We start from the raw sequence: 21918 nt of genomic DNA, 5'->3' as shown, positions 1-21918 counted from the left end.
CCGGTCAGTTAGCGACCCTACGGATGTACAGCAACCGGTCGTTCTCCTCCACCGAATCGACCTCCGGGGAGCCGACCCGCACCAGTCGCCCGTCCCGGACGACACCGAGGACGATGTCGGCCAGATGCCGCGGTGAACCGCCGATCTCATCGCGTTCCACTGCCCGTTCGGCGATCGCGAAGCCGGCCTCCGGAGTCAGCAGATCCTCCATCATCTCGACGACACTGGGAGTGGTCGTGGCGATGCCGAGCAGCCGGCCCGCAGTCTCGGAGGACACCACCACCGAGTCGGCGCCCGACTGCCGCAGCAGGTGGGTGTTCTCCGACTCTCGAATGGCCGCGACGATCTTTGCTTGCGGCGCGATCTCGCGTGCCGTCAGGGTGACGAGAACGGCGGTGTCGTCGCGGTTGGCCGCCACGATGATGGCCGCCGCATTCTGGGCGCCCGCCAACCGCAGGACATCCGACTTGGTGGCGGAACCGTGGACGGTGACCAGCCCTTTGCTTGCCGCCGATTCGAGGACCGCCTGATCGGTGTCGACGACGACGATGTCCGACGGGGTGACCCCGTCGCCGAGCATCGCGTCGATCGCGGTGCGCCCCTTGGTTCCGTAACCGATCACGACCGTGTGGTTGCGCACGTGCTGCCTCCAGCGCTGGATTTTGAACGCCTGTCGGGAACTCTCCGTGAGAGCGGAGAGAGTCGTACCGACCAGGACGATGAGGAAGAAGATTCGAAGGGGGGTGATGAGCAGAACGTTGATCAGTCGCGCCGATGGCGTGAACGGGGTGATGTCGCCGTACCCCGTCGTCGACAACGACACCGTGGCGTAGTAGACGCAGTCGAGCAGTGACAACTCGTTGTCCTGGGCGTCGCGATACCCGGCGCGATCGATGTAGACGATCAGGACGGCCAGGGCCAGAGCGGCGAGAGCGATCGCCACTCGGCGGTAGATCGCCCGCGCAGGACTGGTCTGCAACTGGGGAATCCTGAGGACACCCACCAGTGCGAAGTCCGGCCGGTCCGTCAGGGTGTCCGACCTGTTCAATCTCGCACGTAGCCTACCGGCCATATATTCGTCTCCACTGGGCACAGAACTCCGACATCGGCTGGCAGCCTAACCCCGATTCTCCTCGAAGGGACACAGCGGCGTCTCGCTCAATCGTCACAGCGGCGTCTCGCTGTGGTGCCGGGAGTGATTCGGGCAAGCTGTCGTCATGCAACGCGACAGCACCCTTTCCCGGACCGGCCGCACGCCCGCGCTCCGACTCGCCGCCCTGCTTGTAGGCATGGGCGTGCTTCACTTCGTCACCCCCAAGTTCTTCGACGCGATCGTTCCCGAGCGACTCCCCGGCGACCCTCGGACGTACACCTACGCGTCCGGTGTGGCCGAACTGACGGTGGGTGCGGCGCTCGTGGTACCGAGAACCCGCCGGCTCGGCGGTGGACTGGCCGCGCTTCTCTTCCTTGCGGTCTATCCGGCCAACATCTCGATGGCCGTCGACTGGCTGAAGAGCACCGAGACGTCGCGCCTGCAGAAAGCCGGTGTACTGCTGCGCCTTCCGTTGCAGATCCCGTTGGTCACCGAGGCCCTGAAAGTGCGCCGTCAGGCCTGACGCGCTTCCTCGTCCGCGCCGGCGGTGCGGATGAGGCCGGCAAGAGCGTCGGCATCCGGCAGGGTGTCCGGCGCGATCGTGCGGCCTGTGCGGACGTAGTGGAACGCGGCCCGCACACGCTCCAGGGGTACGTCCATCAGCTCGGCCCAGGCAAGCCGATACGCGGCGAGCTGCATCACCACCGCCTTCTCCTTGTCGGCACTCGGCTCCGCTCCGGTCTTCCAGTCGATCACCGTCCACCCGCCGTCCGGGTCCGCGAACACTGCATCGATCCGCCCCCGCAGAACCGTCCCTGCCACCGCCGTCTCGAACGGAACCTCCACCTCGATGGGACTGCGATGAGCCCACGACGAACGCAGGAATGCGTCCTGCAACGTCACCAGGTCCGTGTCCGGTCCTGCATCGGTGTCGGCCGCACCAGGGAGCTCGTCGAGGTCGAGCAGCCGAGTGGCCCCGAACCGGCGCTCCACCCAGGCGTGGAACGCGGTCCCTCGCCGTGCCAGCGGGTTCGGCGGATACGGAAGTGGCCTGCGTAACCGCGCAGCCAGCGCATCCGGGTCCGCCTCGAGTTCGACCAGCTGACTCACCGACAGCTGCGCAGGCAGAACCACTTCGAGGCGAGCCTGCGCGCGGGCTTCGCGTTCAGCGAGGAGCGCGTCGACGTCGGCCGCCCAGTTCTCGGGGTCTTCTTCGTCTTCCAGGGATGCATCACCGATTTCGGTCAGCGCCGCGAGCACCAGGGAAGCACCGTGTTCGACCGACTCACGTCGCACTCCCAGCGGGTCCGGCGGCCATGCTGCCGCTTTGGGGGTTCGGGTGAGAGGATTCTGCGTCTCGGCGTCGGGTGCGGGCGCCCATACGTCCACGGCGCCGAGACCCTCGTGTGTCTCGTCTGCGATCAAGTCGCGGAGTTCGGTGAGGAACTCGGACGGGCCCTTCGGTTCGCTGCCCGACTCCGCCCAGTGATGACCGGAAGCGAACAGCACCCGCTCCGTCCGCGTGAGCGCAACGTAGAAGAGCCGGCGATCCTCGTCGAGTTTGCGTGCCGCGAGGGCCGCCTTGTGCGACTTGACCGCATCCTCGAGATCCTTGCGGCTGTAGAGGTTTTCGAGATCGAGAACCGGTACGCCGTCTGCGGCTTCTCCCGGCCGCGCGCGGTCGCCGCGCAACGACGGCGGCAATTCACCGAGCGCGCCGAGCCAGGTTCCGGTCGCGGTCCGTGACGGGAACACGCCTGCGGTGAGATGGGGCACCGCCACCACTTCCCATTCGAGCCCCTTCGCCGAGTGCACCGTGAGCACCTGGACGCGGTGCGGATCGACCTCCACTTCGCCGGGCGCCAATCCCTTTTCGACGGATTCGGCCGCGGAAAGGAACGCGAGCAATCCGGTGATGGTGGCCGAGGACCGGCTGGCGTATCCGGCAACGACATCCGCGAAGGCGTCCAGGTGTTCACGCCCTGCCCCTGTTCCCGCGCCAGTGCGGGTCCGGGCCTGAGCCTCGATGCCGATGCCGAGTACCCGTTCCACCTCGGCCACGAGTTCGGTGAGGGGCTGCCCGATCCGCTCACGCAGGGATGCCAGCTCGGCTGCGACTGCGGTGATGCGCGCGTACCCCACCGGTGAATATCGTTCGGCCGGTCCGGGATCCGCCAACGCGTCGGCGAGCCCGGCCTGCTCGGCCTGTTCGCCGGGCAGTGCGCCCTCGACCGCCTCCGCCAGTGCCGAGGAGTCGGTAACGGCGCCGGCGGTGCCGTATCCGGTTCCGATGCCCAGCTCCCTCGCTCGCCGGGACAACGCCGTCAGGTCTGCAGCCCCGATCTGCCACCGCGCCCCCGTCAGCAACCGGACCGCAGCGCTGCCTGCCATGGGGTCGGCGACCACGCGCAGCATCGCGATCACGTCGGCCACCTCGGGAGTGTGCAGCAGGCCACCCAGGCCCACCACCTCGACGGGAAGCCCGCGCGAGCGCAGCACCTCCGCGATCGGGGCGGCGTCGGCGTTGCGCCGGATCAGTACCGCCGCAGTCGGTGGATCCTCTCCCCTGCTCGAGGCCTGCGCGTACTGCTCGGCGATACGGTCGGCAACCCACGCACGTTCCTCGGCCACGTCGCCGGTCAACGCGAGCCGCACATCGCCCGGAACAGCCTGAGGCCGCGCCCGCAGCGTACTGACCTGCACTCCCCGCTCCCGTAGCGGCGCCGAGACCAGGTTGGCGAGCGCCAGCGCCTCGGGCGGGTTCCGCCAACTGGTCAGCAATTCCAGTGTCGGCGCCGGTGTGCCGTCGGGCAGCGGAAAATCGGTGGCGAACCGCGGAAGGTTGGCCGCCGACGCGCCACGCCAACCGTAAATCGACTGCATCGGGTCACCGACCGCGGTGAGGGCGAGCCGCCCGTCGAGGCCGCCGCCGAACAATGACGACAGCAACACACGCTGGGAGTGCCCGGTGTCCTGGTACTCGTCGAGCAGCACCACCCTAAAGCGCGCACGCTCGGCGTGCCCCACCTCGGGGTGGTCCGACGCCACACGTGCCGCGAGCGACATCTGACTGCCGAAGTCGAGGGCGCCCTCCCGCCGGAGCGTCTCCGCCAGGCGGTGCACCAGCGGAAGAAGTTCCACCCGCCGATGCTGGGTGTCGAGAATGTCGAGCAATTCCTTACCCGGCCCGCCTCGCTGGCGTGGTCCTGCCGGCAGTGTGTGAACGAGCTTGTCGAGTTCGGTGTGCGCCTCCCGAAGATCCTCGGGTTCGACGAGGTGCTCTGCCAATTGTCCGGAAAGCGCCAGCACGGCCTCGGTGACCGACGCAGGATTCCGGTCGGTGTCGAGGTCGCCGTCCCACGAACTGACCACGCGATGAGCGAGCTGCCACAGTTCCGTCTCCGACAACAAGGTGGCCGACGGTTCGATGGGCAGTAGCAGCCCGTGCTCGGACAGCAGCCGCCCGGCGTACGCGTGATAGGTGCTCACCTCCGGCTCACCGGCGAGGAGCTTGGACCTCAGCTCACCACTGGGATCGACCCGCCGAAGAAGATCCGAACCCGCCAGCCGGGCAAGCCTTTTCCGGATGCGACTGGTGAGCTGTTGAGCGGCCTTGCGGGTGAAGGTGAGGCCCAGTACCGCTTCCGGGTCGACGAATCCGTTGGCGACGAGCCACACCACCCGCGCCGCCATCGTCTCGGTCTTTCCGGCTCCGGCGCCGGCGACGACCAGCGTCGGTCCCAGCGGGGCGGCGATGACCGCCGCCTGTTCCGGTGTGGGTGGGTGCTGACCGAGTCCGTTGGCGAGTTCCACCGGGTCGATGTGCGCTGTCATTCGGACGTCACCTGCCTGCCCTCGTCGTGCGCTGGGCAACTCGTCCGCACCGGGCAGTGCCGGCAACCGTCATTGACACGGGCAAGGAACTGTGGCCCCCTGGTGGCGGCGGCCGCGGCGGAAATGACGGCCAGCCAGGTGTCGACGTCCTCGTCCGACAACGGCGCCTGCACACGTTGCGTAGCGCCCTCCTTCTTGTGCGGCTTGGCCACGAACACGAGTCGGGCCCCGCCGGGTTTCGACGCCGGTTCGCCCTCGATCGCACCGACAGCGGCCGCCACCTGGTACGCCGCGAGCTGCGCGTGTTGCTGCGCGTCCTCCTTGCTCACGGGCGCACGAGCGGTCTTGACGTCGACGATCACGGGCCTGCCCTCGGCGTCACGTTCGAGCCGGTCGATGCGTCCACGCAGTCGAATCGCCGGCGCACCCTCCTCCCTCGGCTCCAGCACACCGTCGACGGCGACCTCGACACCGACCTCGGTGAGCTCGGACCGCGTAGTGCCGAGCCATGCGGTGAACGTGGCCAGCATGTCCCGAGTGCGTGCGAGTTCCCGTCGCGAATACCACTGTGAACCCAGATCGATGGAGTCCCACGCGTCTTCGAGGGCCCGCTCCACCTGATCCGCCGGTATGCGCCCGGCGAGCGCCTGCACCAGCGTGTGGACGAGCGTTCCCGCGATGGCATGCGTGTTGTCGCCGTCGGATCCGCCGTGGCGTTCGAGTAGCCAGCGCAGCGGGCAGGTATTGAGGAGGTCCACGGTGGACGGTGACAGCGACACCGGCCCGTCCTCCTCCGTCCACAACGCCACTGCAGTACTGGGCTCGGCCGTGCCGTACCACTGGTCCGGATGCGCGCCACGGACACCGGCCCGGGCGAGTCGGGCCAGTTGACGAGCGGCCCGGCGCTGCCGGTCCGGGTCGTCTCGAGCCACTCGAGGATCACACACCACTCCGCGCAACTCGGCGACGAGCGCGGGCAGGGCAAGGACCCGGGTGGACGGATCCATGACCGGTACCACCGCGTCCACGACGTCCGCGCCGTCCGCGCCGACGAGTAGTTCGTCCACGAACCGGGAGTGAACGAGATCGGTGTCGCTCCCGGCGGAGTCGACGGCGGTCACCAGCAGACTCCGCCGTGCCCGGCTGCATGCGACCAGGAAGAGACGGCGTTCTTCCGCGAGAAGCGGCGCGGTGCGCGACAGCCGATCGGCCGCCTCCGCAGTGCCGTCGGACACTCCACTGACAAGGTCGATCAGCGCCTCGGTTCCGAGCAGGCTTCCGCGCGTCCGCAGACTCGGCCACAACCCCTCCTGCACGCCTGCCACCGCCACCACGTCCCACTCACGCCCCGCCGCGGAATGCGCGCTCAGCACCGTCACCGCGTCACTCGGCACTACGGAAGCAGTTCGCGACGAACTCGGAATGGCCTGGCCGGTGAGATAGTCGACGAATCCGGCGAGCTGAGCGCGCGGCAACCGGTCGACATACCCCGCGGCGGCGTCGAACAGCGCGACCACGGCGTCGAGGTCGCGGTCTGCCTGCGCACCGATGGGGCCACCCCGCGCCGACGCCGACGCCCAGCGTCGTTCCAGTCCCGTCGCCTGCCAGGCAGCCCACAGGACCTCCTCGACACCCCGACCGCGGTCGAGCTGCGCACGCGCTTTGCGGAGTACGGACAACACTCTGTTGAGGGAGGCCGCCTCCACATCGGTGAGCTTGGCGACGACCTTGCGGGTACTGCCGGTCTCCCCGGTCAGGATGAGGCGCAGCAACTCTGCCGAGTCGCGGTCACCGCCCGATGCGAGTTCTGCGCGACGCAGACCGCGCCGGAGCCGTCGGAGAGCCACCGGTTCGGCCCCACCGATCGGTCCGGCGAGTAGAGCGAGCGCGTCCTCGCCGGTGAATTCCTCACCCGACAATGCGCGGAGCACCAGCATCAGACCGGACACGCCGTGCCTGCGGGCCAGCGGCAACTCGGACGCGGGTGTGGTGACCGGTACTCCCGCGCCGAGAAGTGCCCGCCGGAGCGGAGCCAGAGCACGGGGCACCGAGCGCACGATGACGGCCATGTCGGACCACGGGACCCCGTCGAGGAGATGCGCACGGCGCAAGGTATCGGCGATGACCGCGGCTTCCTTGGCGGGTGTGCTCAGTACGTGCACGGACGTTCGGCCGCCGTCGTTCGACGGTACCCACGTCCGATGCGGCAGCCGACCGGGCAGCCGGGAAGTGATGCGCGCCGACGTCGCCGCCACCGTGGAGGCGCTGCGGAAATTGAGTGGAAGAACGATCTGGCGCTCGTCACCCTTGTCCGCGAGCCCGATCAGGAATGCGGGATCCGCTCCACGGAAGCCGTAGATCGACTGGTCCGGATCGCCCGCGACGACAGTGGTCCGGGTGCCGGTGCCCACGAGGCGGACCAGCTCCGCCGCCTGGGGATCGAGGTGCTGAGCATCGTCGACCAGAAGGTGGCGCACGCGTGCACGTTCCGTCCGCAGGAGGTCGGGGTCGGTGGCGAAGGCCGTGAGTGCGGCACCGATGAGCTCGGCGGCGTCGAGAGCGGGGGCCGTGGCTTCGGGAGCCTCCACACCGACCGCCCCTCGCAGCAGCATGCCGTGTTCGTATCGCGCGGCGAACTTTCCGGCCGCCACCCACTCGGGTCGCGAGTGCCGACGTCCCAGCGCGACGAGATCCTCGGGGCCGAGCCCACGTTCGCTCGCACGCAGCATGAGATCCCGCACCTCGACCGCGAATCCCCCCAGCCCCAGGGCGGGACGCAGCCGCTCCGGCCAGAGGTGGGCGCCGTCGGCGATGTCGCCGTGCAGCATCTCGCGCAGCACCGCGTCGTGTTCGGCGCCCGTGATGAGTCGGGGCGGCGGGTTTCCGTGTGCTGCCGCCTGGAGTCGCAGGACTGCGAAGGCATAGGAGTGCACGGTCCGCACGAGTGGTTCACGCGTGGCACGGGCACCGTGCTGTTCGCCCTGTCCGAGTAGCGCCGCGGTGATCTCCTCACGCAGACGGCCTGCCGCCCGCCGCGACTGGGTGAGGACCAGCACGTGCTCGGGATCTTCTCCACCGGTAATACGGTCGACCGCGACATCGACGAGAAGTGACGTCTTGCCCGTTCCCGGACCGCCGAGCACCTGCCAGGGATTCCAGCCCACACCCGGTGTTGTGGTGGCGAAGACCCGCTTCGTCGATTCGTCCCAGGCCCGGGGTGCCTGCTCGGGCCGGCGACGGTGCACGAGCCGGGCACGAGGAGCAGCCGTCCTGGTGCGCACCGTCGAATCCGTCATGCGGGCATTCCATCAGAACGGTCCGACATCTCGCCGGTCGGCCCGATCCGGCATCATGGATCCGTGTCAGCACTGCATACCTATCTGTTCGGCGCCGAAGACGGTCCCGAGATTCTTGCTCTGCACGGAGTGACCGGGCACGGCAAGCGCTGGCAGGCCCTGGCCACCGACCACATCCCCGACGCGCGTTGGATCGCGCCCGACCTGCTCGGTCACGGCCGGTCAAGCTGGTCACCGCCATGGAATTTCGAATCGCACGTCTCGTGCGTGATCGACACGTTGCGTACTCACGCACGGGGTCCGGTTCTGGTCGTGGGCCACTCGTTCGGCGGCGCGCTGGCTCTCCACCTCGCCCGGGCAGTCCCCGAACAGGTCCGGGGTCTCCTCCTGCTGGATCCGGCGATCGGGCTGGATCCCGAGAAGATGCGATCGGCGGCGGACGACACGATCTCGTCGCCCGACTACACCGATGTCGACGAGGCACGTGCCGAGAAGGTGCACGGTTCCTGGGGTGAGGTGGACGCCGAGGTATTGGAAGCGGAGATCGCCGAGCACCTGATCACCCTCGCGAACGGCCGGGTCAACTGGCGAATGTCCGTACCGGCGCTCGTCGCGGCATGGGGCGAGCTTGCGCGTCCTGCCGTTCTTCCGCCGGCGAACCTGCCCACCGTTCTCGTCCAGGCGGCCAAGGTGCAGCCGCCGTATGTCACGCCCGAGTTCCGACGCGCCCTGGCCGAACATCTGGGTGAACAGCTCACCGCCGTCGATCTCGACTGTGACCACATGGTCCCGCAGGCCCGGCCCGACGAGGTGGCTCAGCTCATCCGCACGCTTCTCTGATGCCCGCCACAACCGAGGAGCAGGTCGAACGCGTACGCGAACTGGTCGCCTCTATTCCTCGCGGCCGCGTGGCAACATACGGCGACATCGCCACCGCCGCCGGGTTGTCGAGCCCACGGACGGTCGGCTGGATCATGCGCACCGATTCCGCGGATCTGCCCTGGCACCGGGTGCTGGGCGCCGGCGGGCGTCCGGCTGCGCATCTCGCGCACCGCCAGATCGCGAAGCTCGAACTCGAAGGCGTGCCCGTGCGGGACGGCCGCGTAGATCTCGCGGCGGCACGCCACCGGTTCTGACGGACTGCTCAGCAGGTGCTGGGAGGGGGATCCCCGCGGAAGCGAGCATCCATCCAGTCCAGCCCCTGGAATAGTCCGAGAGCGGCCGCGGACAGATGGTCGGGTGTCGGAGTAAGCAGCGTCTGCACGGGTGTTCCGGCCTCGCAGTAGCGACGCAGCGTGTTGTCGATGGAGTCCACCGGTATCAGGGCGTCGGTGGGGCTGTGCCATTCGAAGATCGGCGCTTTCGGCACGCCGGGATACAGCTCGACGCTGTTTTCGTCCATCACCTTCCAGGCTTCGGGGTTGTCCATGAAGTTCTTGTTGTCGGTCATTTCCGTGGCGCTGCGGCCCACGCCGAACAGCATGATCTCGTTGGTGCACCCGTTGCCGATCATCTGCTTGAGCCAGCGGCCCTGAGCGTTGAGTTGGCCGCTGACGTCGATGCGGTCGGGATACTCACGTTCCAGCCCGAGCGCCGCGGCCATCGCAAGGCCGAAGGCGGGGTGGGGGTTGGTACCCAGACCTTGTGCCATCTTCCCCAGATTCATCGGTGCACCACCGATGGCCGCACCGACGATGTCGAGTTCCGGCGCGTACGTGGGGGCCAGCGCAGCCGCCCAGGCGGTGGCCATTCCCCCACCGGAATATCCGCCCAGCCCGACCGGGCTGTTCGTGACCTGGAGTTCCGGCACCCGCTTCACGGCCCGGATCCCGTCGAGGGTGATCTGGCCACCCAGCTTCGCCGCGCCGTAGGCCATCCGCGGTCCCAGGTGATCGGGCAGCGAAACCGCCCAGCCCCGGGCCAACGCGATGTTGAGGCCGGCAGCCTCACGAATCTGGTGGAGCGGGTCGCTGGTGTACAGCTCGGTGACGATCTTGCACTTGTGCCCGAGCGAATTGATGATGTGCTGGTACGACACCAGGGGCCCGTCGGGGGCGTGATTCGCCGGGAGTACATAGGTGGTGTTGGCCGCGATGGGGTTCCCTTGCGAGTCGGTGGACCGGAAGAGCACCTCCCACATCGCGCTGCCGGGGAAGTAGTACGACGGCGGTAGCCGGCGCACTTTCAGGACATCGCCTGGCGCTCGCGCCGCGATGTCCGGCGTCGGCTGGTAGAACGGATCCGGGTCCGGGATGGGAAATGCTATGTCCGCCCTCGGGGGCGGCGGCAACAGCGGCTGCGCTGCAACGGTGCCAGCACTTGCGAGGGTGACGGCGAGGCCGGCAACGAGGCCCGCGACGGCGGCGCCCAGAGATCGACGAATCAACGAGCACATGAGAAACCCCACAATCCGGCGAGCAGGTCGGCGGCCATCACTATGCCAGACAGTTGCGGAGGACCCGCCGGTTTTCCGGGTACCGAACAGGTCTCTGACCGATACTCTGGTTCACAGGTATCTTTTACCGGCCAAGACCGGACGGTCAGATTACGACCGTTGTCGCCGTGGACAGCGGTGGTTCGCCCGACATCACCAGGGTGGCCAGCACGTCCACGGCGGCGGTCAACTCGGTGACCGGTCTGGTGAACGGGAGTCGCTGGTGGTCGTCGAACAGATGACCCGTACCGAACCGGGGTCCGGGTGCGAGCAGAAGATTCCTGGCGCGTGCGGCTGCTACGAGTTCGCTCGACCCGGTTCCCGCCGGGAGGCGGCACCACAACGACAGCCCACCGGACGGCAGATGGAAGCTCCAGCCCGGCAACCGTTCGGTGACGGCCGCTGCGAGGGCGTCACGCTGCCCCCGCAACTCACGACGACGGCGTAGTACCAGTCCTTCGTGCTGCGCGAACAGCCGCACTGCGGCGAGTTGGTCGAGAACGGAGACCGACAACTGTCTCCGCGCCATGATTTTCGCCATCTGCGTGGTGCGGGCGGCCTCGGCGCGCACCCAGCCGATGCGAATGCCTCCCCACACGGTCTTGCTGAGGCTGCCGATCGCCACGGTCGCCGATTCCGGGACAGGGACACCGAACGGCTCGAGGTCGCCCGAACCGTCCAGCACGAGTTCCGCCGCCACCTCGTCCACGACGGTCACCACGCCGTGGTGGGCCATGGTCGCGGCCAGCCGCCGCCTGCCGTCGGGAGTCGCCCTGGCTCCCGACGGATTGGAGAAGTCCGGCATCAGGTACGCCACGGTGGGAGCGCTCTGGCGGGCAGCGCGATCCGCCTCGGCGACGAAGGCGTCGGGGTTCCTCGCATCGATCGGCACAGGGACAGGGCGGCCCCCCGCCGCCTGCACGGACTCGACCGCGCCGGGATAGGTCGGATGTTCGACCAGGACCCGGTCGCCCGTCTCGACCAACGCCTCGAACACCACTTCGGTCGCATCACCCGCGCCGCCGGTGACGAGGATCTGGTCCGGGGTGGTCGGGCGACCCCTGCGGGTGTAATGGCCCGCTATCGCCGCACGCAGCGTCGTCAGACCACCGGGGTGGTAACCGTGCTGAGGCATGAAACGGGGCAGCTCTTCGACGGCGTCCAGATAGGCCTCCCTGAGCTCAGGGGCCGCGGCCGGCGCGGCGTTGACGAGGTCGATGACACCGTCGACGGGCGCACCCACCATGCTTCCCCACGCCGGCGGACCGGAGGGCATCGCCACGTACGTCCCTGATCCGTGTCGCGCCGACGCCCAACCGGCCTCGCGCAGTTCGCGATACGCGGCACTGACGGTCACCCGGCTGAGCCGGAGTTCCTCCGCGAGGGCCCGTTCGGCGGGCAGCCGGATACCCACGGCCATCGATCCGTCGGCGACCCTCTCGCGGAGGGCGTCGGCGAGTCCGCGGTACAGCGGTTGCCCGCCGGTAGGCGCCGCGCCGAGCAGCACCGCCAACTCTGCTGCCGAGACGGTTCGGACTGGTTCACCACTCATACAGGCCACTTTCCCACAGAGGACTGGGAATCGCGGTCCACTTTGCACCGACAATCGATACATGCTGGTAATTGGAATCCTCTTCGTTCTCAGCCTGGCGTCGGTGGCATGGCTCTGCGTCAGCACGACGCACGGCGGACGCTCCGGGCTCGCCGGACCTCCGCGTAGCCACCTGCACAGCGATTGAGGGTGTGCGGCAGCATGAGGGAATGAACCCTGCCGCACCCGTTCACGCGATCGTCCTCGCCGGTGGACGAGCCACTCGGATGGGCGGCGTCGACAAGCCTGCCGTGGTGGTCGGCGGACGCCGGATGCTCGACACCGCTCTCGACGCCGTCGACAACTGTGCGCGCATCGTCGTCGTGGGACCTCGGCGCTCCGACCTCGACTCGACGGTGCTCCAGACGCAGGAGACGCCGCCGGGCGCCGGGCCGGTGGCGGGGGTGGCCGCCGGACTGGCGGTGCTCGACGCCGAACCGGGAGACCGGGTGATTCTGCTCGCGTCGGACCTGCCGTTCGCGGAACCCACAATGGTGGAGGCTCTCGCCGCCGCCGTGCAGGACGCCGACACCGTGTTCGCGGTCGACGAGTCGGGCCGCTTGCAGTTCCTGTTGTCCGCGTGGCGCGTCGGCGCGTTGACCGACCGTGTCCGCTCGCTCGGGTCGGCGATCAATCAGCCGATGAAGGCCCTCGTTCCCGAAACGTTCGGCACGGTACTCTTCCGCGGCGTCACCGACTGCGACACACCGGAGGACATCGATCGGGCCCGCAGCAGGGCCGCTACGTCGCCGGTCACGATCGCCGAGGCCAGGCGCGCGATCCTCGAGGTGGTCCCCCCACTCCCGCCGCGGTCCGCGACGCTCGGCACGTCACTCGGCGCCACACTCGCCGAGCCGCTGCTCGCCGCCGAAGCTCTGCCGCGCATCGCCGTCTCCGCCATGGACGGATACGCCGTTGCGGGCGACGGTCCGTGGGTGCTGCGCGACGACATCCGGTTCGCGGGCAGCTCCGAGGAACTCGAACTGGCGGATGGCGAGGCGGCCCGGATTGCGACGGGCGCGCACCTCCCCAGCGGCGCCACCGCCGTCGTGCGCGACGAATTCGCCGTAGTGACAAACACTTCCGACGGACCGCAACTGTCCCGCAGCCAGGACGCCCCCGTGCGCGACGACGCGCGGCGGCGCGGCGAGGACTGGCACGAGGGCTACCGGCTCGCGGTGGAGGGCACGGCCGTCACGCCGGCACTCGTCTCCGCAGCCGCGAGCGCGGAGGTGACCACTGCGGGGGTACGCGGCCCCGTCCGCGCGCACGTGGCGGTGACCGGAGACGAGATCCGGCGGGAAGGTCCGCTTCGACGAGGGCAGACGCGGGACGCTCTGGGACCCGTTCTCCCCCAGTTCCTCTCGTGGTGTGGCATCCGGACGGTCGCGGACACGCACCTGCGGGACAAGTCCGACAGCTTCGACGAATTGTTCCGGGAAGTCCGCCAGCCCGATCTGATCGTGATCGTGGGGGCGACCGGTGGCGGCGCGGCGGATCAGTTGCGTGCGGCGCTCGACCGCGCGGAGGCCCGGATCGTGGTGGGAAGGGTGCAGTGCCGCCCCGGCGGTTCGCAGGTGACCGCCCTTTTGCCCGACGGACGGGTGGTGCTCGGGCTGCCCGGAAACCCGTACGCCGCGGTCGCGACGCTCCTGATCACGGTTCCGTCCATCGTGGCCGCACTCACGGGTCGCACCCAGGCGCCACGTCAGCTGGCTCGTATCGCGAATGCATCCGAGGTCAGTGGCGATGCCACCCGGATCCTGCCCGCCGTCCCGCAGCCCGACGGCACGTGGCGGGTCGACCCCGGAATCCGGACCGCGCATCTCGCGGGCATCATCGACCGCGAAGCGTTGGCGCTGGTCCCGGCGGGCGCAGCCGACGGGGATCTGGCAGAGCTGGTGCCGCTACCGCGCTGACGGGTCAGCGCTGGAACGACAGGGTGTGCTGTTCGGCAGGTATGCCACTGCGGTAGCGCTCGGCCACCAACCCGACGACGGCCGGATCGACTCCCAACGGCTCCGCGACACCATCCGCCCCTGCGTCACCGAGTCGGGCGTGGAAGAGTCCGTGCGCGAGGAGGTACGAGGCGATGAACACTCGCTTTTCACCCTGCGCGCGCAGCGACCCGACGACAGCCGGTACGCGAGGCTCGGCGGTAGCCACGAATCCTATGCGGACCCGCGTCGCCGCGAGTTCCGCCAACATCGCTGCGGCGCGGCGCACGTCACTGAGTGCGCGGGGGTCGGACGATCCCGCCGCAGCGAGGACGACGGCATCCCCCGGCTGCCACCCGGCATCGACGAGACGCCGCAGGAGTACTGCGGCGAGTACGGGGTCAGGACCGAGTGCCCGCGTGACGGCGACCGACGGGTGCCCGCTGTCCGCGACTTCCCGAGGAACGTCGGTGTGGACGTGATACCCGGACGCCAGAAACGCCGGAACCACGACCGCGGGGCCGGTGATGTCCCGCAGTACCTCGGACGGCGACGGTCCGAGAACGTCCACGAAGGCGACGCGCGTCGGACCGACCTGCTCGGCGACGGCATCCGCGAGCGTGGCGATCATCTCCACGCCGCGCGAACTCCGCGTGCCGTGTGCCACCAGTACCAGCGCTGGCTCGTTCATCGAACGCCCTCCTCACGAGAATCGACGCAGTCGACCGGGTCGAGCGCCAGGCGGTAACCGCGCTTGACCACCGTCTGCACCGCTTTCGGTGCTCCCAGGGACGCGCGGAGCCGAGCCACAGCCGTCTCCACCGCATGGGTGTCACCGCCGCCCCCGGGCAACGCGGCGAGCAACTCCTCGCGGGGAACGACGCGCCCCGGACGTGCGCCCAGTGTCCGCATCAACGACATCGCTGCGGGCGGCAACTGCCGGACCTCACCGTCGACCACCACACAACCTCCCCGGATGCTGAGTTCATGGCCCGCAGTCTGGATCTTGTTGGCGCGCCGGGGCAGCTCGTCGGCGATGTGCCGGGCCAGGGCGCCGAGTCGCGAACGTTCCGGCATCGTCGTCGGGACCTCCAACTCACGCAACGGCCCGGCCGTCACGGGTCCCACACACACGGCGAGCACGCGATGGCGGAGCGAGTGCAGCACCATCTCGATCAGTCCGGTTTCCTTGGCTCGCGTCAGGAGCGACGCCACTGCCGGTGCACTGGTGAAGCTCACCGCGTCGAGTCCGCCGCTGGCGATGAGATCGATCATCCGGTCCATCGGGGCCTGATCTTCGAGCGGTGTCCACCGATAGACCGGCACGGCGATCACGTCGGCGCCGGCGCACCGAAGCACCTCGCAGAAGTCGGCGATCGGTTCCCATTCGGTGGTGGCGCCATGTAGCTGCACGGCGATCCGTTTGCCTTCGACACCCTCACCGAGGAGGTGGTCGAGTACTTCCGCCGACGATTCCGACGCCGGGGACCATTCCTCCCTCAGGTCGGCGGCGCGGATAGCACCCTTGGCCTTGGGACCCCGGGCCAGCAGTCGGCTCGCTGCCAGTGCCCGGCCGAGCTCTTCCGCTTCGCCCCAGCCTTCCGCGGCCTCCATCCAGCCGCGGAATCCGATTCCCGTGGTGGCGACCACGATGTCGGGCGGACTGTCGATGATCTGACGCGTGACGCGCTCGAGCTCGGTGTCATCGGCCAGCGGAATGATCCGGATCGCCGGAGCGTGAACCACGGTGGCGCCACGCCTCGTCAGAAGTGTCGCGAACTCCTCGGCACGTCGTGACGCAGTGATCCCGACCGTGAACCCACACAGGGGTGTCCCCTCGTTCACGAACTCGGAGCCCCCGCCACGGACACGTCGTCAGCCGGTGCTTCCGCGACATTCCCATGTGAACTGTGAATCTGGACGACACCGGCCCAGACGCGCACGTCGTACACGGGCAGGCGAACTGATTCGTCGTCGAGGCAACGACCGTCGATCAGCGAGAACACCTGCTTGAGCAGGGGCGACGCCACGGTGGGCTCTCCTGCGCGGTCACCGACGAGGCCGCGGGACATCACTGCTGCGCGCCCGTACGGATCGATGTTCCCGACTGCGCGCAGGGATCCGTCCTCGAGAAGAAACAGCGCCACCTGCTCACCGCCGCGCAGCAGGACGGCCACGCCGAGTCCGGGGATCAATCGGCTGAGTGGGCATGCGGACGTCCATTCGAGCCGGCCTGATTGGACGCTCTCGCGCCTGTTTCCACTGGCACTGTGCACGCTCACGTCGACGACGGTCATCACAGTCCTCCTTTGGGGCTGGTGCATTTCCGTGTGGGGTACATACTTCGGGTCTGGTGTTTCGTGGGCGTTAAGAAGGGATTACTCCGAGGTAGAAGCTGCGAATTTCGGCATTCCCATCAGCACGGGAACCTTCCGGACACCGGTCTCGTCGAAGGCGACGGTCGGATCGGCCTCCTCCGGCGCGTTGACGAACGACACGAATCGGGACAGCTTCTCCGGATCCTCGAGCACACCCGCCCATTCGTCCCGATATCCCTCGACGTGCTTGTCCATCGCTGCTTCGAGCTCGGCCGCGATGCCCAGGCTGTCCTCGCACACCACTGCCTTGAGGTGCTCGAGCCCGCCCTCCAGGGAATCCACCCACGGCGCCGTGCGCTGGAGGCGGTCCGCAGTGCGGATGTAGAACATGAGGTAGCGGTCGATGTAGCGGACCAGCGTCTCGTCGTCGAGTCCACCTGCGAGCAGCTGCGCGTGCTTCGGCGACTGACCGCCGTTACCGCCGACGTACAGGTTCCAGCCGTTCTCGGTGGCGATGACGCCGACGTCCTTGCCGCGCGCCTCGGCGCATTCGCGGGCACAACCCGAGACACCGAACTTGATCTTGTGCGGCGACCGCAATCCGCGGTAGCGGTTCTCCAGGTCGACCGCCATGCCCACGGAGTCCTGGACTCCGTAGCGGCACCAGGTGGACCCGACACAGCTCTTCACGGTGCGCAGCGACTTGCCGTACGCCTGACCCGACTCCATGCCGGCGTCGACGAGGCGTTTCCAGATGGCAGGCAACTGCTCGACGCGGGCACCGAAGAGGTCGATGCGCTGACCACCGGTGACCTTGGTGTACAGACCGAAGTCGCGGGCCACCTCGCCGATGACGATGAGCTGCTCCGGCGTGCACTCGCCACCGGGCATCCGCGGCACCACCGAGTAGGTGCCGTTCTTCTGGATGTTCGCCAGGAAGTGGTCGTTGGTGTCCTGCAGGCCGGCCTGGTTGCGGTGCAGGATGTGATCGGAATCGGTGGAAGCGAGGATCGAGGCGACCACTGGCTTGCAGATGTCACATCCGGAACCTTTGCCGTACTTGGAAATCAGCGCGGAGAAGGTGCGGGTGTCGGTGGCCTGCACGATCTCGAAGAGTTCGGCACGCGACTGCTCGAAGTGCTCGCACAGCGCCTTCGACATCACCACGCCCGACGAAGCCAGCAACTGCTTGATGGTGGGAAGGCAGCCACCACAGGTGGTTCCGGCGTTGGTGCAGCTCTTCACCTGCGCGATGTCGCAGGCGCCCTCCGCGATGGCCCCACAGATCGCGCCCTTCGTGACACCGTTGCAGGAGCACACCTCGGCGTCGTCGGGAAGCGACCCGGCACCTGGCTTCTCGCCAGCCGGGGAGATGAGGGACGCCGGATCACCCGGCAGTTCGCGGCCCACCAGCGGACGCAGCGACGCATACGCGGACGCATCGCCGACGAGAATGCCACCCAGCAGGGTTTTGGCGTCGTCCGACACGACGAGCTTGGCGTACGTGCCCTTCGCGGCGTCGTTGAGGACGACCTCGAGCGCGCCTGGGGTCTGCGCAAGGGCGTCACCGAAGCTGGCGACGTCCACACCCATCAACTTCAATTTGGTCGACAGATCGGCGCCCGGGAACTCGGCGTCTCCTCCGAGGAGGCGGTCCGCGACGATCTCCGCGGTGGTGTAACCGGGAGCGACGAGCCCGTAGCAGCGGCCCTCCACCGCGGCGCACTCCCCGACCGCATAAATGTTCTCGTCGGACGTACGGCACCCGAGGTCGGTGACAATTCCGCCACGCTCGCCGACGTCGAGCCCCGCGTCGCGGGCCAGCTGATCCTGGGGCCGCACGCCGGCGGAGAAGACCAGAAGCCCTGCCTCGATGGTCGAACCGTCCGACAGTTCGACAGTGATGCCGTCGGGGCCTTCGGTGATCCCCGCGGTACCGACACCCGCGTGGACGGTGACGCCGAGGTCGGTGACGAGCTTGGCCAGCAGCGCTCCACCGCCCTCGTCGACCTGTAGCGGCATCAGCCGGGGTGCGAACTCGACCACGTGCGGGGTCATGCCCAGCAGCTTGAGTGCATTCGCTGCCTCGAGACCGAGCAGACCGCCGCCGACCACGACGCCGACAGCGCCGGGACCGGCCGCCTCCGCCCGGGCGCGGATACCGTCGAGGTCGTCGAGCGTGCGGTAGACGAAACACTCCGGGCGATCGTGGCCCGGGATCGGCGGAACGAACGGGTACGACCCCGTCGCCATGACCAGAGCGTCGTAGGCGACGACCTCCCCCGAATCGGTCGTGACCTTGCGCGACTCACGATCGATGGACGCGGCCCTGCGGCCGATCCGGAGGTCCACCAGGGCATCGCCCTGGTAGTCGTTGCCTGCGAGCGCAAGCTCCTTGGGGTCCCACGCACCCACATAGGAGGAGAGGCCCACGCGGTCGTACGCGGGGAGGGGCTCCTCGCAGAGCACCGTCACCGACCAGTCGTCCGACTCGTCGCGTGCGCGGAGCGCCTCGACGAAGCGGTGCCCGACCATTCCGTGCCCGATAACTACTGCTGACTTGCGGCTCATGCCGTCGCTCCTTCTAGCTGAAATACTCGAGTTCTTGCGGTAACTGCTCGTTGGTCACGCCGAGACGGAGACCTTCTCGTCGCCGTCGGTGACGGAGATGCCGCGAGCGATGGACGGGCGGCGCAGGAAGACGACCCAGGTGACGGCGATGCAGGCGATATAGAAGGCGAGGAACACCCAGAACGCCATGGTCGCCGACTTGGCAGACCCGCCGTAGGAGGCGCGCAGCACCAGGTTGATGCCGACACCGCCGAGGCCTCCGATAGCGCCCGCGAAACCGATGAGGGCTCCCGACATTGCACGCGACCAGGCCGCCTTGGCCTCCCGGCTCAGCCCGTCGAGGCCCTGCGCCTTGGCCTCGAAGATCGACGGAATCATCTTGTAGACGGAACCGTTGCCGATACCCGCCAGCAGGATCAGGGCGATGAAGCCGAAGACGAAGGCCACCATCACGCCTGCCGTGGCGGCGCCGGGCGTGCCGTCGTCGATGGTGCCGGCGGTCACGAGCACGGAGGCGGCGAGCGCCATGGCAACGAAGGTGTACAGCGTGATCTTCCCGCCACCGATCCGGTCGGCGAGCTTGCCGCCCATCGGTCGCGCGATGGACCCGAGCAGCGGACCGATGAAGGCGATCTGCGCCGCATGCAGTGCAGCCTGTGCGGGAGTCTCACCACCGGCGAGGAAGTTGATCTGCAGAACCTGGCCGAACGCGAAGCTGAACCCGATGAAGGATCCGAAGGTGCCGATGTAGAGGAAGCTGATGACCCACGAATCGGAGAACTTCAGCGCCTTGGCCATCGAGCGGAGATCGGACTTCTGGTTGCCGAGGTTGTCCATGAACAGGGCGGCGCCGACCGCTGCCACCGCAATGAACACCAGGTAGACCGCACAGACGATCCACGGTTCCGTGTTGCCCACGGTGGCGATCACGAGAAGACCGACCAGCTGGATCATCGGGACACCGATGTTGCCGCCGCCCGCGTTGAGGCCGAGGGCCCAGCCCTTGAGCCGCTGCGGGTAGAAAGCGTTGATGTTGGTCATCGACGAAGCGAAGTTTCCGCCGCCGACTCCGGCGAGTGCGGCCACGAGCATGAAGGTCGTGTACGAGGCCCCGGGGTTCATCATCAGGTACAGGGTGAACAGCGTCGGGATCAGCAACACCAGGGCACTGAAGATGGTCCAGTTACGGCCGCCGAAGCGGGCCGTTGCCACGGTGTAGGGAATCCGGAGCACCGAGCCGACCAAAGTGGGAACGGCGACGAGGAAGAACTTGCCCGCCGCGTCGATGCCGTAGATATCGGTGGGCATGAACAGAACCATGACCGACCAGATCGACCAGACGGAGAAGCCGACGTGTTCGGCGACGACCGACCAGATCAGGTTCCGCTTGGCGATGTTCTTGTTGCCCGCCTCCCAGGCGTCGACGTCTTCTGCGTCCCAGTGCTCGATGTAATGCTTCACCCGGGCCTCCTCGTTGTGTGGGAGACCCAAAGGTAGAAAACGGGTGTTGCGGCGGTGCTGCGGTCGGTGACCGCAACGTCAACTGATCCTCACTTCCCGACGGAGTCGATGTGAGGTTTCGTGGACGTTTCCGCAGCGTGTCGACGAGCGTCCGAAACGCCGTTCCAGCTGTCCTCGAGCATCCGCGGCTTACAGGCCTGAGCTCCCGCTATGACGAGGATCACTACCGCGACGGTCAAGAATCCGAACGACAGCGCCCAGCCGTCGGTGGAATCGTGGAACACGCCGAACAGTAGCGGACCGAGACACGCGACGGCGTACCCCACACCCTGCGTGAAACCCGACAACGTCGCCGAGCCGAGGTGTGTGCGGGTGCGCAGATTGATGAGCGTCAGCGACATCGGGAAGGTACTGGGCCCGAGCCCGAGCAGCACCACCCACAGGACCGGGGCCGCCATCGGCGCGAACAGCAGGCCGGAGAAGGCCACGAGGTAACAGAGCGCGCAGCCGATCACCACCGGGAAGGGATTACGCATTCGTGCGCACAGAGTAGGAGCACCGAACGCGGACACGAGCCCCATGAAGGAGAAGAGACCCACCATTGCGCCACCGAACGCCTCGCTCGCGCCCGCATCGGCGAGGACGTCCGGAATCCAGGTGAACATCGAATACGTGATCATCGACGTCATCCCGAACATTCCCGCCATCCCCCAGCCGACGGGTGATCGCCACGCCTTGCCGTGTGGCGTTCCCGGGGGAACACCGACAGCCGCTCCCGCCGGCGTGGAGGCTGCCCGGCGACGCGCCCGCGCCAGCACCACGGTCCACGGAAGTGCTGCCGCGAAACCGACCACGGCCCACACACCGATCGAAGTACGCCAGCCGAACGCCTCCGCGAGAGGGACCGCAACGAAAGCCGGGACGATGGTCCCGATCTGCACACCGACGATATACACCGAACTCATCGCGGCCAGCGAGTCGGAGAAGTAGCGCTTGACGAGCGGGGGAATGACCACGTTGCCGATACCCATCCCCGCGAGCGCGAGCGCCGACAGCGCCAGCAACGACCACGTGTCGTTCACCAGCGCCCGAGTGAACATTCCCACCCCGGCCATCAACATGGCCACCAGCGCCGTCCGTTCCAGCCCCCATCGCTTGGCGACGAGCGGAGTGGTCAGGCCGAACAGCGCGAACATCGCCGTCGGCACCATCCCGAACACTCCGACGACGGTGGGTGAGAAGCCGATGTCCTCACGAATCTGAGACGCGAGTGGGCTGAACGACGTGACCGCCAACCTGAGGACGAGCGCAGACATGGCGATCGCGCAGAAGACGAGTAGGCGGCCGCGCAGAAGTTTCACCTGAGAAATCATAGGATGACCG

At 68.0% G+C, this 21918-nt stretch carries 16 protein-coding genes; 5 read left to right on the top strand and 11 right to left on the bottom strand.

The genetic code is table 11. The features are described 5' to 3' along the window. Nucleotides 1-4: 4 nt before the first annotated feature. The gene (locus tag R4P95_RS06725; RefSeq protein WP_109331193.1) at nucleotides 5-1072 is read right to left on the bottom strand and encodes a potassium channel family protein; all 1068 of its coding nucleotides are present in this window, start codon (nucleotides 1070-1072) and stop codon (nucleotides 5-7) included. 145 nt (nucleotides 1073-1217) lie between these two features. Between R4P95_RS06725 and R4P95_RS06720 the strand changes: the two genes are divergently transcribed. Then, nucleotides 1218-1616 (top strand): hypothetical protein, encoded by a 399-nt coding sequence (locus tag R4P95_RS06720; protein WP_317746452.1) that lies wholly within the window; start codon nucleotides 1218-1220, stop codon nucleotides 1614-1616. Here the strand turns inward: R4P95_RS06720 and R4P95_RS06715 are convergent. Beyond that, a complete protein-coding gene (locus tag R4P95_RS06715; protein ID WP_317746451.1) occupies nucleotides 1607-4927 on the bottom strand; it encodes an ATP-dependent helicase in 3321 nt (1106 codons plus the stop codon). The genes R4P95_RS06720 and R4P95_RS06715 overlap by 10 nt on opposite strands. Then, complete coding sequence (locus R4P95_RS06710) at nucleotides 4924-8223, bottom strand: ATP-dependent DNA helicase (protein WP_317746449.1); 3300 nt, start codon at nucleotides 8221-8223, stop codon at nucleotides 4924-4926. Before R4P95_RS06710 ends, R4P95_RS06715 begins: the two co-directional genes overlap by 4 nt. A 63-nt stretch (nucleotides 8224-8286) precedes the next feature. Between R4P95_RS06710 and R4P95_RS06705 the strand changes: the two genes are divergently transcribed. Next, entirely contained in the window at nucleotides 8287-9063 is a 777-nt protein-coding gene (locus tag R4P95_RS06705) for an alpha/beta fold hydrolase (protein ID WP_213577356.1), read from the top strand. Further along, nucleotides 9063-9359, top strand: a complete 297-nt coding sequence (locus tag R4P95_RS06700; RefSeq protein ID WP_213577354.1) for an MGMT family protein — start codon at nucleotides 9063-9065, stop codon at nucleotides 9357-9359. The genes R4P95_RS06705 and R4P95_RS06700 overlap by 1 nt, the downstream gene beginning before the upstream one ends. Before the next feature lie 8 nt (nucleotides 9360-9367). On the opposite strand, the gene R4P95_RS06695 is transcribed toward R4P95_RS06700, so the two are convergent. Both R4P95_RS06695 and R4P95_RS06690 read right to left on the bottom strand, forming a co-directional pair. Next, nucleotides 9368-10618 (bottom strand): lipase family protein, encoded by a 1251-nt coding sequence (locus tag R4P95_RS06695; protein WP_317746447.1) that lies wholly within the window; start codon nucleotides 10616-10618, stop codon nucleotides 9368-9370. Nucleotides 10619-10763: 145 nt separating this feature from the next. Next, a complete protein-coding gene (locus R4P95_RS06690) occupies nucleotides 10764-12209 on the bottom strand; it encodes a PLP-dependent aminotransferase family protein (protein WP_317746446.1) in 1446 nt (481 codons plus the stop codon). Nucleotides 12210-12270: 61 nt separating this feature from the next. On the opposite strand from R4P95_RS06690, the gene R4P95_RS06685 reads away from it, so the two are divergent. Next, nucleotides 12271-12396, top strand: coding sequence for a hypothetical protein (locus tag R4P95_RS06685; RefSeq protein WP_283254080.1), 126 nt, complete (start codon nucleotides 12271-12273; stop codon nucleotides 12394-12396). A 22-nt stretch (nucleotides 12397-12418) separates the two neighbouring features. Further along, nucleotides 12419-14167, top strand: a complete 1749-nt coding sequence (locus tag R4P95_RS06680) for an NTP transferase domain-containing protein (protein WP_213577348.1) — start codon at nucleotides 12419-12421, stop codon at nucleotides 14165-14167. A gap of 4 nt (nucleotides 14168-14171) precedes the next feature. Here the strand turns inward: R4P95_RS06680 and R4P95_RS06675 are convergent, their stop codons facing one another. From R4P95_RS06675 to R4P95_RS06650, 6 genes are all read right to left on the bottom strand, one after another. Further along, a complete protein-coding gene (locus R4P95_RS06675; RefSeq protein WP_213577346.1) occupies nucleotides 14172-14876 on the bottom strand; it encodes a sirohydrochlorin chelatase in 705 nt (234 codons plus the stop codon). After that, on the bottom strand, nucleotides 14873-16030 hold the full coding sequence (locus tag R4P95_RS06670; protein WP_213577344.1) for a uroporphyrinogen-III synthase: 1158 nt from the start codon (nucleotides 16028-16030) through the stop codon (nucleotides 14873-14875). The genes R4P95_RS06675 and R4P95_RS06670 overlap by 4 nt, the downstream gene beginning before the upstream one ends. Then, nucleotides 16027-16482 carry a nitrite reductase small subunit NirD gene (nirD, locus tag R4P95_RS06665; protein ID WP_213577342.1) on the bottom strand — a complete coding sequence of 152 codons (456 nt, stop codon included), beginning with the start codon at nucleotides 16480-16482 and terminating at the stop codon, nucleotides 16027-16029. The genes R4P95_RS06670 and nirD overlap by 4 nt, the downstream gene beginning before the upstream one ends. Before the next feature lie 81 nt (nucleotides 16483-16563). Continuing rightward, complete coding sequence (gene nirB / locus R4P95_RS06660) at nucleotides 16564-19074, bottom strand: nitrite reductase large subunit NirB (RefSeq protein WP_213577340.1); 2511 nt, start codon at nucleotides 19072-19074, stop codon at nucleotides 16564-16566. A 54-nt stretch (nucleotides 19075-19128) separates the two neighbouring features. Further along, entirely contained in the window at nucleotides 19129-20535 is a 1407-nt protein-coding gene (locus R4P95_RS06655; RefSeq protein WP_236603298.1) for a nitrate/nitrite transporter, read from the bottom strand. 89 nt (nucleotides 20536-20624) lie between these two features. Then, nucleotides 20625-21908: a CynX/NimT family MFS transporter gene (locus tag R4P95_RS06650; protein WP_213577338.1), complete on the bottom strand. Its 1284-nt coding sequence runs from the start codon at nucleotides 21906-21908 to the stop codon at nucleotides 20625-20627. Between the last annotated feature and the right edge of the window lie 10 nt (nucleotides 21909-21918).

The sequence above is a fragment of the Rhodococcus sp. IEGM 27 genome, assembly GCF_033142305.1.
Taxonomy (GTDB): domain Bacteria; phylum Actinomycetota; class Actinomycetes; order Mycobacteriales; family Mycobacteriaceae; genus Rhodococcus_F; species Rhodococcus_F oxybenzonivorans.
Note: the sequence above shows the minus strand (reverse complement) of the source record. Positions and strands in the feature narration are given on the sequence as shown.

Bases quoted from the DNA above. Each gene is read 5' to 3' on its own strand.
- R4P95_RS06695 (WP_317746447.1), bottom strand. From the start codon at position 10,618: ATGTGCTCGTTGATTCGTCGATCTCTGGGCGCCGCCGTCGCGGGCCTC.
- R4P95_RS06700 (WP_213577354.1), top strand. From the start codon at position 9,063: ATGCCCGCCACAACCGAGGAGCAGGTCGAACGCGTACGCGAACTGGTC.
- R4P95_RS06650 (WP_213577338.1), bottom strand. From the start codon at position 21,908: ATGATTTCTCAGGTGAAACTTCTGCGCGGCCGCCTACTCGTCTTCTGC.
- R4P95_RS06690 (WP_317746446.1), bottom strand. From the start codon at position 12,209: ATGAGTGGTGAACCAGTCCGAACCGTCTCGGCAGCAGAGTTGGCGGTG.
- R4P95_RS06685 (WP_283254080.1), top strand. From the start codon at position 12,271: ATGCTGGTAATTGGAATCCTCTTCGTTCTCAGCCTGGCGTCGGTGGCA.
- nirD (WP_213577342.1), bottom strand. From the start codon at position 16,482: ATGACCGTCGTCGACGTGAGCGTGCACAGTGCCAGTGGAAACAGGCGC.
- R4P95_RS06710 (WP_317746449.1), bottom strand. From the start codon at position 8,223: ATGACGGATTCGACGGTGCGCACCAGGACGGCTGCTCCTCGTGCCCGG.
- R4P95_RS06725 (WP_109331193.1), bottom strand. From the start codon at position 1,072: ATGGCCGGTAGGCTACGTGCGAGATTGAACAGGTCGGACACCCTGACG.
- R4P95_RS06720 (WP_317746452.1), top strand. From the start codon at position 1,218: ATGCAACGCGACAGCACCCTTTCCCGGACCGGCCGCACGCCCGCGCTC.
- nirB (WP_213577340.1), bottom strand. From the start codon at position 19,074: ATGAGCCGCAAGTCAGCAGTAGTTATCGGGCACGGAATGGTCGGGCAC.
- R4P95_RS06715 (WP_317746451.1), bottom strand. From the start codon at position 4,927: ATGACAGCGCACATCGACCCGGTGGAACTCGCCAACGGACTCGGTCAG.
- R4P95_RS06680 (WP_213577348.1), top strand. From the start codon at position 12,419: ATGAACCCTGCCGCACCCGTTCACGCGATCGTCCTCGCCGGTGGACGA.
- R4P95_RS06675 (WP_213577346.1), bottom strand. From the start codon at position 14,876: ATGAACGAGCCAGCGCTGGTACTGGTGGCACACGGCACGCGGAGTTCG.